Raw genomic sequence first — 14,455 nt, 5'->3', positions numbered from 1 at the left:
ACGTGTTCACGGCAGAGTCGCAGGGTCCTTTTAGGTTCCCCTAAGTCAGCATCGAGGCCAAGACATGGCCTCCGATGCGAAAATCGCGGCTTCGAATCGGCCATAATGGGGAGCGTGACGACCTCCACAGCGACCTACTCCCAGGCCATGCGGTCCGTCAAGCGGCCGGATCCGGTCGCTGTCGGAACCATCGTGTGGCTCGGCAGCGAGGTGATGTTCTTCGCGGGCCTCTTCGCGATCTACTTCACCCTGCGCAACACCTCGCCCGAACTGTGGGCGCAGGAGACGCAGCTGCTGAACATCCCGTACGCGACCGTCAACACGATCATCCTCGTGCTGTCCTCGGTCACGTGCCAGATGGGCGTGTTCGCCGCCGAGCGCTTCCAGCCCTACTCGACGAAGAAGCGCGGCTGGCTCGGCTGGGGCATGGTCGAGTGGTTCTGGCTGACGTTCGCGCTCGGCGCGATCTTCGTGTCGGGCCAGGTGTGGGAGTACGCCCAGCTCGTCGCCGAGGGCTTGCCGATCAGCGCGAACTCTTACGCGTCGGCCTTCTACCTCACCACCGGCTTCCACGCCCTCCACGTGACGGGAGGCCTCATCGCCTTCCTCCTCGTCATCGGACGCGCGTACGCCGTCAAGAACTTCGGGCGCAAAGAGATGACCTCCTCCATCGTCGTGTCGTACTACTGGCACTTCGTCGACGTCGTCTGGATCGCCCTCTTCCTCGTCATCTACTTCCTCAAGTGAGAGCGGAGCTGAAACCCGAAATGGCACGAGAGACCACGCGCCGCTCGAAAGGCCGCCGGAGCCCCTGGGCCGCAGCCGCACTGATCGGCATCGGCCTGCTCATCACGGGCGGTGTCTACGCCGGCGCCTCCGCGGCGATGGCGGCCACGACGCCCGAGACCACGGTCACCAACTCCGCGCTCACCGTCGAGGACGGCAAGAAGCTGTTCCAGGCCAACTGCGCCACCTGCCACGGCCTCGACGTGCAGGGCACCGAGGACGGCCCCTCGCTCTACGGTGTGGGCGAGCTGGCGGTGCACTTCCAGATGAGCACCGGACGCATGCCGCTGCAGATGCAGGGGCCGCAGGCTCCGCAGAAGCCGGCGCAGTTCACCGAGGAGCAGATCACCGCGATCGGCGCCTACATCCAGTCGATCGCGCCCGGTCCGACCTACCCCGACGACGAAGTCCTCGACGGTGAAGGCAGCGCGTCCGAGGGCGGCGAGCTCTTCCGCATCAACTGCGCGATGTGCCACAACGTCGCCGGCGCCGGTGGTGCGCTGACCGAGGGCAAGTACGCCCCGGCCCTGCACACCACCACCCCGCTCAACATGTACGCGGCGATGGTCACGGGCCCGCAGAACATGCCGGTGTTCAACGACATGACGCTGACCACCGAAGAGAAGCGCGACATCATCACCTACCTGCTCTACCTGCAGGACAACGAGTCCGCGGGCGGATTCTCGCTCGGCTCGCTCGGCCCCGTCTCCGAGGGCCTCTTCATCTGGATCTTCGGCATCGGCTCGCTGATCGCCATCACCGTGTGGATCACGGCGAAGTCCAACTGATCGACGCACGACACACGCAACACTTGACGAGGAGCAGCATGGCCCACGAGGACGACCCGCTAGAGCACGAGAGGGCTTCCTGGAAGCCCTCCCCCGGGCTCGCCGTCGCGGTCACCGACCCGGTGAGCAACCCTGGCCTCCCCCCGCACCGCGAGCGGATGACCGACAAGGACCCCGCTGCCATGAAGCGGGCGGTCCGGGGGATCTACACGCTCTTCTACCTGTCGATCGCCGGCAGCATCTGGGCGATCGCCGCCTACATGCTGTTCCCGATCGAGAGCGGGCGGATCGTCGACATCCGCAACAACAACCTCTTCATCGGACTCGGCATCGCCTTCGCGCTGCTCGCCATCGGCATCGGCGCGATCCACTGGTCGAAGGCCGTCATGTCCGACAAGGAGTTCGTCGAGCCCCGCCACGCCACCCGTGGTCGCGACTCGACGCGTGAGGCCGCCATCAAGGCCTTCGCCGACGCCGACGCCGACTCGGGCTTCGGTCGTCGCGCGATGGTCCGCAACTCGCTGATCGCCGCCCTCGTGGCGTCGGTCGTGCCCGGCGTCGTCCTCTTCCGTGGTCTCGCGCCTTTCAACTCGCCGGAGAAGCCGCACGCCGGCGACCCGGTGTACCTCCTCGAGCACACCATGTGGAAAGAGGGCATGCGCCTGGCGCACGACCCGTCGGGCGAGCCCATCAAGGCGGCCGACCTCACGCTCGGCTCCGCCGTGCACGTCATCCCCGAAGCACTCGCCGACGTCTCTCACAGCGAGGGCTATCTCGACGAGAAGGCCAAGGCGATCGTCCTCCTCATCCGTATGCTCCCCGAGCAGCTCACGGAGTCCGAGGAGCGCAAGGAGTGGTCGTACAACGGCATCGTCGCGTACTCCAAGGTGTGCACGCACGTCGGCTGCCCGGTGGCGCTGTACGAGCAGCAGACGCACCACCTGCTGTGCCCGTGCCACCAGTCGCAGTTCGATGTGACCGACCACGCGAAGGTCATCTTCGGCCCGGCGGCCCGTCCGCTGCCGCAGCTGCCCATCACCGTCGACGACGAGGGCTATCTCATCGCCCGCAGCGACTTCCTCGAACCCGTCGGCCCGAGCTTCTGGGAGCGTCATTGAGCACCTCAACCGTCACTGAGCAGCCTGCGGCTCCGGCGGCTCCCGTCTCACGCAACGGTGACCGCCCGCTCGGCGGGCGCTTCATCGGCGCCACCGCCAACTACATCGACGAGCGCACGAGCCTGTCGGGCTTCGTCAAGGAGCTCGGCCGCAAGATCTTCCCCGACCACTGGTCGTTCATGCTGGGCGAGATCGCGATGTGGGCGTTCGTCGTCGTGCTCCTCTCGGGCACGTTCCTGACGTTCTTCTTCCAGGCGTCGATGACCGAGACGCATTACAACGGCGCGTACCTGCCGATGCGAGGCATCGAGATGTCGGCCGCCATGGCGTCGACCCTCGAGATCTCGTTCGATCTGCGCGGCGGTCTCCTCGTCCGCCAGATGCACCACTGGGCCGCCCTCGTGTTCGTCGCCGGCATCGGCGTGCACATGCTGCGCGTGTTCTTCACGGGTGCGTTCCGCAAGCCGCGCGAGCTCAACTGGGTGATCGGCTTCATCCTGTTCATCCTCGCGATGGGCGAAGGCTTCACCGGTTACTCGCTCCCCGACGACGTGCTCTCAGGCAACGGCCTCCGCATCATCGACGGCATGGTCAAGGGCATTCCGATCATCGGAACCTGGACCTCGTTCCTGCTGTTCGGCGGACAGTTCCCGGGCGACGCCATCGTCGGCCGCCTCTACACGCTGCACATCCTGCTGCTGCCCGCGATCCTCGTCGGTCTGCTCGTCGTCCACCTCATGCTGATGGTGATCAACAAGCACACCCAGTTCGCCGGCGCCGGCCGCACGAACAGCGTCGTGGTCGGCTACCCGATGATGCCGGTCTACATGTCGAAGATGGGCGGCTTCCTGTTCATCACGTTCGGCGTGATCGTGCTGATCGCTTCCTTGTTCACGATCAACCCGATCTGGAACTACGGCCCCTACGACCCGTCGCCCGTCTCCGCCGGTACCCAGCCTGACTGGTACATCGGCTTCGCGGACGGCGCCCTGCGTCTGGTTCCGCCGGGTTGGGAGTTCGTGTTCCTGGACCGCACCTGGTCGTTCAACATCATCGTGCCGCTCGTCGTGCTCGGTCTGTTCATCGTCCTCGTCTTGATCTACCCGTTCATCGAGTCGTGGGTCACCGGCGACAAGCGCGAGCACCACATCGCCCAGCGTCCGCGCAACGCGGCGACGCGCACGGCGATCGGCGCCGCCGGCGTCACGTTCTACGCGGTGCTGTGGGCGGCGGCAGCCTCCGACATCATCGCGACGCACTTCTGGCTGACGATGGAGGGTGTGATCCACACGCTCCAGGCGCTGCTGGTCCTGGGCCCGGTGATCGCCTACTTCGTCACGAAGCGCATCTGCATCGCGCTGCAGAAGAAGGACCGCGAGATCGCGCTGCACGGCTACGAGTCGGGTCGCATCGTCCGCCTGCCCGGCGGCGAGTACATCGAGGTGCACCAGCCCGTCGACGACTACGAGCGCTTCAAGCTGGCCTACTTCGAGACCTACGAGCCGCTCGTGGTGCGCCCGAACGCCAAGGGTCAGATTCCTTGGCACGAGAACCTCCGCGCGTCGATCTCGCGCTGGTTCTTCGAGGACCGCCTCACCGCTGTGACCCAGTCCGAGCTCGACGCGGCGCTGGCCCACCAGCACCACGACCTGGACCACATCGCGGCCGAGGAGGACCTCGAGATCCAGGCGGCTCACGAGCGCGCCGGTGTGCCCGACGCTCCGCACAAGCCGATCGACGACGGCAAGCACGGCGAGGTGCCCGTGCGCCCGTCGAACGTCATCGTGCCCGAGCCCGAGCCCGGAACGAAGGCCCCGCGCAACCGCGAGAAGGAGTCCGACCAGTAGGTCACCGCACTTCGCAGACGGATGCCCCGGCACGATCCTCACGATCGCGCCGGGGCATCCGTCGTTCGGGCGCAAACGCGCCCGCGCCGCTCCCCCGGATAGGCAGTAATCGGACGAGGTCTGACCGCGCACCCGGCCTTCGGGGCTCCCCCATCGACGTAGCGTGGAGGCATGACAGATGCGCTTTCGTACTTCTCCGCCAAGCTCGCCCTCGAGACCGATTCCTCGGACGTGTACGCCGCCCAGAAGGCCGGCGAGAGGTTCGTCCTCGTCGACGTCCGCGGCGGCGAGGCGTGGGGTCAGGGGCGCATCCGCGGCGCGATCCACATGCCGTACCGCGAGATCGCCGATCGCGCCCCACGCGAGATCGACCCCTCGATCCCCGTCGTCGTCTACTGCTGGAGCCCGGGCTGCAACGCCGGTGCGAAGGGCGCGGTCGAGTTCGCCAAGCTCGGCTACGCCGTCAAGGAGATGATCGGCGGATACGAGTACTGGGTGCGTGAGGGGCAGCCCACTGAGAACGACGAGGGCGAGCTCCCCCGCGTCTTCGACGCCCAGGTGACGGTCGTCCGCGCTCCTGTCGCCGGCTGAGCGGCAGACCTCAGGCCGACTCCAGCCCTTCCATGAACCGCTCGGCGGCGGCCCCGTAGAACGACGTCTGCGTGGGTCCGCCGCCGATCGCGTCGGCCGCGTCGACGACGTCGGCCACGACCACGGTGACGTTGTCTCGGGAACCGGCCTCCAAAGCCACCGCCGCACACGCCTCGACCGCTGTCCCTGCGTGCGGGAACTCCAGAAGGAGCGCGCGGATCTCGTCATCCGGGACGTAGTCCGTGAGGCCGTCCCTGCACAGCAGCCACCGGTCGCCGAACTGCGCGTCGAACGCGGTCACCGCAGCGGCATCGCGCTCCGCCCCGCTGAGCGACGCGGTGATGAGGTTGCGACGCGGGTGGGACGCAGCATCCGTGATCGATACGATCGCTCTATCGACGAGCGCCTGCACCGGTGGATGAATGCCGCCGAGGCGAAGTCGCCGGCGGGTCCTCCTCCGGCGCCGTCCGCCACAGCGGCGCCCGACGCGGCCGTGAACGCGGCGTCCTGGTTGGTCGCGCGGTGCGGGCCGATGTCGGAGCACGCGGCCGCACGCAGAAGCGCACGGGGCCCCGTCACAGACGGGTCCCCGTGCGCGTCAGGCAATGAGCAATGCGAGCCGGCAGTGCCGGATCAGCGGGCGAAGTAGCCGCGGTAGTACTCGTAGACCCAGCCGACGATCGCGACGACGAAGACGGCGATGCCGATGGGCATGAGCCATGCGCCGACCGCGAGGCCGATCATGGCGAGCGAGGCCGAGAATGCCAGGACGATAGGCCACCACGACCACGGGCTGAACTCACCGAGCTCGGGGTCCCCGTCGTCGATGTCGGAGGTGAGGACGTCCTCGGGAAGCTCCCCGCCCTGTGCCTTGTGCACCTTGCCGATGTAAAACGCGATGAGCGCACCCATCAGCGCCGTGAAGAGCAGCGCCACGCTGCCGACCCACTCGATGCCGTTGTACCACGGCAGGTCGGGGTGGGCGATGATGCTCCAGCCGGTGTAGATGATCGCGACCAGCAGGAAGAAGGCGGCCAGCAGCCACCAGAGTCCGGTGTTCGTACGCACCTTACTTCACCTCTCCATCGGCGAGGTCGGAGACCGGGGCTTCGGGGGCGTCCTTCGCGGGACCGACACCGACCGGGATACCAGCCTCGGGGTGGTTCAGGTCGAATGCGGGCCGCTCGCTGCGGATGCGCGGGATCGACGTGAAGTTGTGACGCGGCGGCGGGCAGGAGGTCGCCCACTCGAGCGACGCGCCGTAGCCCCACGGGTCGTTGACGGTCACCTTGGGCGCCTTGCGCGACGTGATCCACACGTTGAACAGGAACGGGATCATCGACGCACCGAGGATGATGGCACCGATCGTCGACACCTGGTTCTGCCAGGTCCAGCCGTCGGCCTCGGAGTAGTCCGCGTAGCGGCGCACCATGCCGTCGACGCCCAGCCAGTGCTGGATGAGGAACGTCATGTGGAAGCCGATGAACAGCATCCAGAAGTGGACGTAGCCGAGGCGCTCGTTGAGCATGCGCCCGGTCCACTTCGGCCACCAGAAGTAGAAGCCGGCGAACATCGCGAACACGACCGTGCCGAACACCACGTAGTGGAAGTGCGCTACGACGAAGTACGAGTCCGACAGGGCGAAGTCGAGAGGCGGCGACGCGAGGATCACACCGGTGAGACCACCGAACACGAAGGACACCAGGAAGCCGAGGGCGAAGACCATCGGGGTCTCGAAGGTCACGGACCCTCGCCACATCGTGCCGATCCAGTTGAAGATCTTCACGCCCGTGGGCACCGCGATGAGCATCGTCATGAGAGCGAAGAACGGCAGCAGGACGGCGCCCGTGACGTACATGTGGTGGGCCCACACGGCCACCGACAGCGCGGCGATCGCGATCGTGGCGTAGACGAGCGTCTTGTACCCGAAGATCGGCTTGCGGCTGAACACGGGGAAGATCTCGGAGACGATGCCGAAGAACGGCAGCGCGATGATGTACACCTCGGGGTGGCCGAAGAACCAGAACAGGTGCTGCCACAGGAGCACGCCGCCGTTGGCCGGGTCGTAGATGTGGGCGCCGAGGATGCGGTCTGCCGCGGCCGCGAGGATCGCGGCGGCCAGCACCGGGAAGGCCATCAGGATCAGGATGCTGGTGACCAGCGTGTTCCACGAGAAGATCGGCATGCGCCACATGGTCATGCCCGGAGCGCGCATGGTGATGATCGTCGTGATGAAGTTGACGGCACCCATGATCGTGCCGAAACCGCTCATGCCGAGGCCGAGCATCCAGAGATTGCCACCGGCACCCGGCGAGAAGCTGGCGTTGGCGAGCGGCTGATACGCGAACCAGCCGAACGACGCTGCACCCTGCGGGGTGAGGAAGCCCGCGACGGCGATCGTCGAGCCGAACAGGAAGAGCCAGAAGGCGAACGCGTTCAGACGCGGGAACGCGACGTCAGGCGCACCGATCTGCAGCGGCAGGATCGCGTTCGCGAAGCCCGCGAACAGTGGCGTCGCGAACATCAGCAGCATGATCGTGCCGTGCATCGTGAACAGCTGGTTGTACTGCTCCTTGGTCGGGATGATCTGCATCCCGGGCTCGAAGAGCTCCGCACGGATGATCAGCGCCATCACTCCACCCAGAAGGAAGAAGATGACGGACGAGATGAGGTACAGGTAGCCGATCGTCTTGTGGTCGGTGGAGGTGATCCACTTGACGATGATGTTGCCCTTCTGCTCGACGCGCGTAGCGCTGAGCAGGGCCGCCTGCCGCGGCGGCAGGGTCGTCGGACGCCCCTGGGACGTCTCCTGCAGAGGGAGCGTCGTCGCCATCAGTGGTCCACCTCTTCCACGTTCTCATCGATCGACCCGCCCGTGCCGGGAAGGTTCTGAAGTCGGTCGTAAGCGTCATTGATGTCGCCGGTCTGCCCGGCCTCGCGCAGGGTGTCGAGATACTCCTCGTACTCCGCCGCACTGACGACCTTGACATTGAACAGCATCATCGAGTGATACTCGCCGCAGAGCTCGGCGCACTTGCCGGCGTACTCGCCCTCGCGCGTCGGCGTGAAGGACCAGTAGTTGTCCTTGCCGATGTACATGTCCTTCTTGTAAAGGAAGTCGATGATCCAGAACGAGTGGATGACGTCACGCGACTGCAGCTTGATCTTCACCGATTCGTTGACCGGGAGGACGAGCGTCGGCAGCTCGCTGATGACGTCGCCGCGCTCGTCGGTCTGCGCCTGGACGCCCATCGTCCAGACGGTCTCGTCGTCGCTGGCGCCGTCGTACTGGAAGTCCCACGACCACTGCTTGCCGATCGCCGTGATCGACACGTCCGGGTTCTCGGTCTGCGTCTCGAGGATCGCCTGGTCGCGCGCGGTGAAGGCGAAGAAGCCGACCACGAGGATGAGCGGGACGATCGTGTAGAAGATCTCGATCGGCATGTTGTAGCGCAGCTGGACGGGAAGACCCATCTGGCCCTTGCGACGCCGGTAGGCGATCGCCGCCCATCCCATCAGGCCCCACGTGATGACACCGACGACGAGCAGCACGATCCACGAGTTGACCCAGAGACCGGCGACCATGTCGACGTGGTTCGTGGCCGGCTGGCCGTCTTCGGTGAACCCGGGGAGGAAGCCGTGCAGCTCGGTCGGGGTGCATCCGGCGAGGACTGCAGCCGCTGCGATCCCGAGTGGGAGAACGGCCCAGCGGATACGGCGTTTCGAAGGCACGGTGCACCTTTCCGATCACGAACAGGACTCTCGTAAGTCTAGGGCAACCGCCCAGGCGATTCAGGCCATCTGCTCAGGTTGGATCGTGTCGCAGGGACAGAAAAAGGCGGGCCCGGGCGCTAATCGGAGCGCACCGGACCCGCCGGAAAAGTATCGGATCGTTAGCGATCAGTGGAAGCTGTCGCCGCACGCGCACGAGCCGGCCGCGTTGGGGTTGTCGATCGTGAAGCCCTGCTCCGAGATGGTGTCCTTGAAGTCGATCGTGGCGCCGTCGAGGTACGGCACGCTCATGTCGTCGACGATCACCTCGACGCCGTCGAAGTCGACAGTCTTGTCGCCGTCGAGGTAGCGCTCGTCGAAGTAGAGCTGGTAGATCAGGCCGCTGCACCCGCCGGGCTGCACGGCGACGCGCAGGCGCAGGTCGTCGCGTCCCTCCTGCTCGAGCAGGTTCTTGACCTTGCCGGCGGCGGCGTCGGTCAGCAGCACACCGTGTTCGCGGGCGGTCTGCTCGGTCGTCAGTGCGGTGTCGGTCATGGCACTCCTCCGGAAGGGCCGCCCCGGATCGATCATCCACGTGCGGCGGGTCGCGTCGATTCTACGCGTGCCCGCTGGCAGAAGGCTCCGGGACCGGCGCATTCGCACCGATCCCGGAATCACGAGGTCACCCCTGCGACGCGCGCGCGTCGAGCTTCTCGAGCAGCAGTGCCTCGGACAGCACGGCGTTTCGGAACGTCTCGAGGTGCAGCGACTCGTTCGGGCTGTGTGCCTTGGCATGCGGGTCCTCGACGCCGGTCACCAGGATCTGGGCGCCCGGGAACTCGCGGACGAGGTCGGCGATGAACGGGATCGACCCGCCGACGCCGATGTCGACGGACTCGACGCCATAGCCCTCCCGCAGCGCCTCCCGCGCCGCCTCGACGGCCCAGCCCGACGTGTCGACGAGGAAGGCGTCGCCGTAGTCCTGGTCGGTGAAGGTCAGCTGCGCCCCGAACGGCGCGTGCTCGCGCAGGTGGGCCTCGATGGCCGCGTACGCCTCGCGAGCCGGCTGTCCCGGCGCGATGCGGGCGCTGATGACGACCGCGATCTCGGGGCTCAGCGTGTTCGAGGCGTTCACGACGCTCGGGGCGTCGATGCCCGTCACGGTGATCGACGGCTTGTTCCAGATGCGACTGAGGATCGTGCCGCGGCCGATCGGCGAGACATCCGCCGGCAGCCCGGCCTCGTCGCGCAGCGTCTCCTCGCTGTACGCCGGGGTTTCGGCATCCCGTTCCGTCAGCCCGGCCACCGCGACGGCGCCGTCGTCGTCCCACAGCGTCGACAGCAGCTTGACGGTCGCCATCATGGCATCGGGCACCGCTCCCCCGAACATGCCGGAGTGCGAGGCGTGCTCGAGCGTGCGCACGCGGAGCGTGAAGCGCGTGTTGCCGCGCAGCGACACCGTCAGGGCGGGGGTCTTGTCGTCCCAGTTGCCCGAGTCGGCGACGACGATCACGTCGGCACGCAGCGCGTCGGCGTTGTCGGAGAGGAACTGCGCGAACGACCGCGAGCCCGCCTCCTCCTCTCCCTCGAAGAACAGCGCGACACCGAGGTCGAAGTCGTCGCCGATGCCCTCCTTCAGCGCGCGCAGCGCCGCCAGGTGGGCCATGATGCCGGCCTTGTCGTCGGCGGCGCCCCGGCCGTACAGCCGGCCGCCGCGGACGGTGGGCTCGAACGGCGACGACTCCCAGAGCGACTCGTCGCCCGCCGGCTGCACGTCGTGGTGCGCGTAGAGCAGGATCGTGGGGCGGCCGTTGCGTGCGGGGCGTGTGGCGAGCACGGCGGGGTTGCCCCGCTCCCCCGTCTCCGGGATCATCGCCGTGCGGATCTCCACCGTCTCGAACAGCCCGGTCTCGCGCACGAGCTCGGCGACGGCGTCGGCGCTGCGCTGCACGTGTGCGGGGTCGAATCCGGGGAAGGCGACGGACGGGATGCGCACGAGAGTGCCGAGATCGGCGAGGGCGGAAGGGATGCCGGAGGCCGCAGCTTCGCGCACAGCATCCTGTCGGGAGAGGTCAGAGGTCATGCGGGTAATCTTAAGTGCACCCCTTCTCCGCACTTGAGGATCACCCGTGGCCAAGAACACCGACCCCGTGCCGAACGACGCCCCTTCCGAGGGCACCGTCCTGAACGGCACCCCCGCCGGCAAGGGCCGAGCCACGCCCTCGCGGGCCGAGCAGGAGGCCGCCCGCAAGCGTCCCCTCGTGCCCGACACGAAGGAGGCGAAGGCGCGCGCCAAGGCGGATCTCGCCGCGCAGCGCGAGAAGGCCCGCGTCGGCATGGCCAACGGCGACCAGCGCTACCTTCCGGCCCGCGACCAGGGTCCGCAGCGCAAGTTCGTGCGCGATTGGGTCGACGCCGGCTGGCACCTCGGCGAGGCGGTCATGCCCGCGATGGTGCTCGTCATCCTCGCGACGTTCCTGCCGATCGCGGCGCTGCAGTACTACGCGTTCGTGGGCCTCTGGATCTTCATCTTCTTCGTCATCGGCGACATGGTCCTCACGTCGATCACCGTCAAGCGCGCCGTCAAGAAGAAGTTCGGCGAGGGCAAGGTCGAGAAGGGCCTCGGCTGGTACGCCGCCATGCGCACCGTGCAGATGCGCTTCCTCCGTCTTCCGAAGCCGCAGGTCAAGCGCGGCCACAAGCCCGCCTGAGCCGGCCTCAGCCCCGCTTCGCCAGACCCCGGTTGATCTGCCGCGCCCACAGCGGGCCGCGGTAGAGGAAGGCCGTGTAGCCCTGCACCAGCGTGGCTCCGGCATCCAACCGCTCCTCGACGTCGGCGGCCGTCTCGACGCCGCCGACGGAGATCACCGCGAACTCGGCGGGCACCGCCCGGCGCAGCAGCCGCAGCACTTCGAGAGCGCGCGCCTTCAGTGGCGCGCCCGACAGCCCGCCGTCGCCGGCCGCGGCGATCGTCGCTGAATCGGTGACGAGTCCTTCGCGCGAGATCGTGGTGTTGGTTGCGATGATGCCGGCGAGGCCGGCGTCGACCGCGAGCTGCGCGATCGCCACGATCTCGTCGTCGGGGAGGTCGGGGGCGATCTTCACCAGCAACGGCGTCGCGCCCGCGGCGTCGCGCACCGCGTCGAGCAGCGGGCGCAGGGTCTCGACCGCCTGCAGACCGCGCAGCCCCGGCGTGTTGGGCGACGAGACGTTCACCACGAGGTAGTCGGCGAGCGGCGCGAGCAACGTCGCGCTGCGGACGTAGTCGGCGGTCGCGTCCGCGACGTCGACCACCCTGCTCTTGCCGATGTTGACGCCCAGCACCGTGCGACGCGAGCGCTTGCGGAGCGCGCGCAGGCGCGTGGCCGCGGCTTCGGCACCGTGGTTGTTGAAGCCCATGCGGTTCACGACGGCGCGGTCCGGGATCAGCCGGAACAGCCTCGGGCGGGGGTTGCCGTCCTGCGGGATCGCGGTGACGGTTCCGACCTCGACGTGACCGAAGCCGAGAGCGTGGAGCCCGGATGCCCCCTTCACGTCCTTGTCGAATCCCGCCGCCACGCCGAACGGCGACTCGAACGACAGCCCCAGCGCGGTGGTCGCGAGCTCCGGTGCAGGGCGGGTGAGCGCACGCGCGGCCCACGAGAACGGCGGGACCCCCAGCATCCGTATCACGACCATCGCCGAATGGTGGGCGGACTCGGGGTCCATGCGCGACAGGACGGTGCGGAAGAGGAGGGGATACATCCCTCCTAGGCTATCCGGTCACTCCGAGGCGGCTGTCGCGGGCTCGTCACGCGCGGGCGCGCGGCCGTGGTCCGCGCGCAGCTGATCGATCGCGGCTTCGAAGTCCTCGAGCGAGTCGAAGGCCTGGTAGACGCTCGCGAAGCGGAGGTAGGCGACCTCGTCGAGGTCGCGCAGCGGGCCGAGGATCGCGAGGCCGATCTCATTCGCGTCGAGCTGCGACGCGCCGGTCTGGCGGATGCTCTCCTCGACGGTCTGCGCGAGCACCGCGAGGTCGGCCTCGGTCACCGGCCGCCCCTGGCACGCCTTGCGCACGCCCGACATGACCTTCTCACGGCTGAACGGCTCGATCACGCCGGAGCGCTTGATGACGTTGAGGCTCGCCGTCTCGATGGTCGTGAAGCGGCCTCCGCACTGGGGGCACTGACGACGGCGACGGATGCTGAGACCGTCGTCGCTGGTGCGCGAGTCGATGACGCGCGAATCGGCGTGGCGGCAGAACGGGCAGTGCATGGCAGAGACAGCCTACGCCGGGAATCCGGACTCAGTCCTCGAAGCGGGCCGTGATGGCCTCGCCGTGGGCGGGGAGCGCTTCGGCCTCGGCCAGCGTCACGATGGCGTCGTGGACGGCGGCGAGGGCGTCGCGGTCGTACTCGATGATCTGCTGCGGGCGCAGGAACGTCGCCGCGGAGAGGCCGGCCGAGTAGCGGGCCTGTCCCCCGGTCGGCAGCACGTGGTTGCTGCCGGCGAGGTAGTCGCCGAGGCTCACGGGCGAGTCGGCGCCGACGAACACGGCGCCCGCGTGCACGAACTCCTCCGGCCGCGGGTCGGCGAGGTGAAGCTCGAGGTGCTCGGGCGCGTAGGCGTTGCTGAACGCGGTCGCCGCCGCGAGGTCGTCGACCAGCACGATCGCGGACTGCGGCCCGGCAAGAGCGGCGGCGACGCGCTCGGCGTGCCGCGTCGCGGCCGCGCGCGGCGCGAGGGCCTCCTGTACGTCGGCGGCGAGCCGCTCCGACGTCGTGACGAGCACGGCGGACGCCTGCTCGTCGTGCTCGGCCTGGCTGATGAGGTCGACGGCCACGAGGCGCGCGTCGGCACTGTCGTCGGCGACCACGAGGATCTCGGTCGCGCCGGCTTCGGCATCCGTTCCGACGAGACCCGCCACGGCGCGCTTGGCGGCCGCGACGAAGTTGTTACCGGGACCGGTCACCACATCGACCGGCTGGAGCCCGAGCGACGCGACACCGTGGGCGAGGGCGCCGATCGCGCCGGCGCCGCCCATCGCGTACACCTCGGTCACCCCGAGGAGCTTCGCGGCGCCGAGGATCACGGGGTGCACGCGGCCGCCGAACTCGCGCTGCGGCGGGGAGGCCACGGCGATCTCGGACACTCCCGCGACCTGCGCGGGCACGACGTTCATCACGACGCTCGAGGGGTAGACGGCCTTGCCGCCGGGCACGTACAGGCCGACGCGGCGCACCGGCTGCCACCGCTGCGTCACCCGGGCACCGGGACCGAGCTCGGTCACCGTCGGCGCGGGCACCTGAGCGGCGGATGCCTCGCGCACGCGTTCGATCGCCTGCTCGAGCGCTGCGCGCACGGCGGGGTCGAGCGCCTCGAGTGCCTGGTCGAGGTGCGCGGCGGGAACGCGGATGTCGTGTCCCGCCACGCCGTCGAACCGCTCCGCCTGCTCGCGGAGGGCGGCCTCGCCGCGCGCGGCGACGTCGTCCACGATGTGCGCGGCGGTGGCCAGTGCCTCTTCGCGTGCCGCCTCGGCACGGGGAACGGTCGCGAGGAGTTCTGCGGGTGAGAGCGTGCGCCCGCGCAGGTCGATCGTCCGGAGCATCCGTCTACGGTACCGCGAGCGGTGTCG

The 14,455-nt window shown here is 68.3% G+C and carries 15 protein-coding genes; 6 read left to right on the top strand and 9 right to left on the bottom strand.

Translation table 11 applies throughout. The annotated features are described in order from the left end of the window. The first annotated feature begins 105 nt into the window (after positions 1-105). The 5 genes from ACEYYH_RS08955 to ACEYYH_RS08935 all read left to right on the top strand — a co-directional run bounded on the left by ACEYYH_RS08955 (position 106) and on the right by ACEYYH_RS08935 (position 5,130). Positions 106-747, top strand: coding sequence for a heme-copper oxidase subunit III (locus ACEYYH_RS08955; protein ID WP_374977838.1), 642 nt, complete (start codon positions 106-108; stop codon positions 745-747). 20 nt (positions 748-767) lie between these two features. After that, a complete protein-coding gene (locus ACEYYH_RS08950) occupies positions 768-1,574 on the top strand; it encodes a c-type cytochrome (protein ID WP_374977837.1) in 807 nt (268 codons plus the stop codon). 38 nt (positions 1,575-1,612) lie between these two features. Further along, positions 1,613-2,692, top strand: coding sequence for a Rieske 2Fe-2S domain-containing protein (locus ACEYYH_RS08945; RefSeq protein ID WP_374977836.1), 1,080 nt, complete (start codon positions 1,613-1,615; stop codon positions 2,690-2,692). Further along, positions 2,689-4,539: a cytochrome bc complex cytochrome b subunit gene (locus ACEYYH_RS08940; protein ID WP_374977835.1), complete on the top strand. Its 1,851-nt coding sequence runs from the start codon at positions 2,689-2,691 to the stop codon at positions 4,537-4,539. The genes ACEYYH_RS08945 and ACEYYH_RS08940 overlap by 4 nt, the downstream gene beginning before the upstream one ends. A gap of 171 nt (positions 4,540-4,710) precedes the next feature. Continuing rightward, positions 4,711-5,130, top strand: a complete 420-nt coding sequence (locus ACEYYH_RS08935; RefSeq protein WP_374977834.1) for a rhodanese-like domain-containing protein — start codon at positions 4,711-4,713, stop codon at positions 5,128-5,130. A 10-nt stretch (positions 5,131-5,140) separates the two neighbouring features. Here ACEYYH_RS08935 and ACEYYH_RS08930 read toward each other — a convergent pair whose 3' ends face one another. The 6 genes from ACEYYH_RS08930 to ACEYYH_RS08905 form a co-directional block, all read right to left on the bottom strand. Beyond that, positions 5,141-5,542 carry a PP2C family protein-serine/threonine phosphatase gene (locus ACEYYH_RS08930; protein ID WP_374977833.1) on the bottom strand — a complete coding sequence of 134 codons (402 nt, stop codon included), beginning with the start codon at positions 5,540-5,542 and terminating at the stop codon, positions 5,141-5,143. A gap of 221 nt (positions 5,543-5,763) precedes the next feature. Further along, positions 5,764-6,198: a cytochrome c oxidase subunit 4 gene (locus ACEYYH_RS08925; RefSeq protein WP_116193669.1), complete on the bottom strand. Its 435-nt coding sequence runs from the start codon at positions 6,196-6,198 to the stop codon at positions 5,764-5,766. Between the two features lies 1 nt (position 6,199). Continuing rightward, on the bottom strand, positions 6,200-7,963 hold the full coding sequence (ctaD, locus tag ACEYYH_RS08920; RefSeq protein ID WP_116193670.1) for a cytochrome c oxidase subunit I: 1,764 nt from the start codon (positions 7,961-7,963) through the stop codon (positions 6,200-6,202). Further along, positions 7,963-8,862, bottom strand: a complete 900-nt coding sequence (gene coxB, locus ACEYYH_RS08915) for a cytochrome c oxidase subunit II (protein WP_374977832.1) — start codon at positions 8,860-8,862, stop codon at positions 7,963-7,965. The genes ctaD and coxB overlap by 1 nt, the downstream gene beginning before the upstream one ends. Before the next feature lie 168 nt (positions 8,863-9,030). After that, complete coding sequence (erpA, locus tag ACEYYH_RS08910) at positions 9,031-9,396, bottom strand: iron-sulfur cluster insertion protein ErpA (protein ID WP_045298933.1); 366 nt, start codon at positions 9,394-9,396, stop codon at positions 9,031-9,033. A 127-nt stretch (positions 9,397-9,523) separates the two neighbouring features. Beyond that, positions 9,524-10,924 (bottom strand): dipeptidase, encoded by a 1,401-nt coding sequence (locus ACEYYH_RS08905; protein ID WP_374977831.1) that lies wholly within the window; start codon positions 10,922-10,924, stop codon positions 9,524-9,526. Between the two features lie 46 nt (positions 10,925-10,970). Between ACEYYH_RS08905 and ACEYYH_RS08900 the strand changes: the two genes are divergently transcribed. Beyond that, positions 10,971-11,552, top strand: coding sequence for a DUF3043 domain-containing protein (locus ACEYYH_RS08900; protein WP_374977830.1), 582 nt, complete (start codon positions 10,971-10,973; stop codon positions 11,550-11,552). Positions 11,553-11,559: 7 nt separating this feature from the next. Here ACEYYH_RS08900 and ACEYYH_RS08895 read toward each other — a convergent pair whose 3' ends face one another. Genes ACEYYH_RS08895 through hisD form a run of 3 tightly spaced genes read right to left on the bottom strand, consistent with a single transcriptional unit; the run spans position 11,560 to position 14,428 of the window. After that, positions 11,560-12,585 (bottom strand): quinone-dependent dihydroorotate dehydrogenase, encoded by a 1,026-nt coding sequence (locus ACEYYH_RS08895; RefSeq protein WP_374977829.1) that lies wholly within the window; start codon positions 12,583-12,585, stop codon positions 11,560-11,562. Positions 12,586-12,603: 18 nt separating this feature from the next. Then, complete coding sequence (gene nrdR / locus ACEYYH_RS08890) at positions 12,604-13,095, bottom strand: transcriptional regulator NrdR (RefSeq protein ID WP_374977828.1); 492 nt, start codon at positions 13,093-13,095, stop codon at positions 12,604-12,606. A 31-nt stretch (positions 13,096-13,126) separates the two neighbouring features. Beyond that, a complete protein-coding gene (gene hisD / locus ACEYYH_RS08885; protein WP_374977827.1) occupies positions 13,127-14,428 on the bottom strand; it encodes a histidinol dehydrogenase in 1,302 nt (433 codons plus the stop codon). Between the last annotated feature and the right edge of the window lie 27 nt (positions 14,429-14,455).

Source organism: Microbacterium trichothecenolyticum, from assembly GCF_041938625.1.
GTDB classification, from domain to species: Bacteria; Actinomycetota; Actinomycetes; order Actinomycetales; family Microbacteriaceae; genus Microbacterium; species Microbacterium trichothecenolyticum_D.
This window is presented reverse-complemented; position numbering and strand designations above follow the sequence as displayed.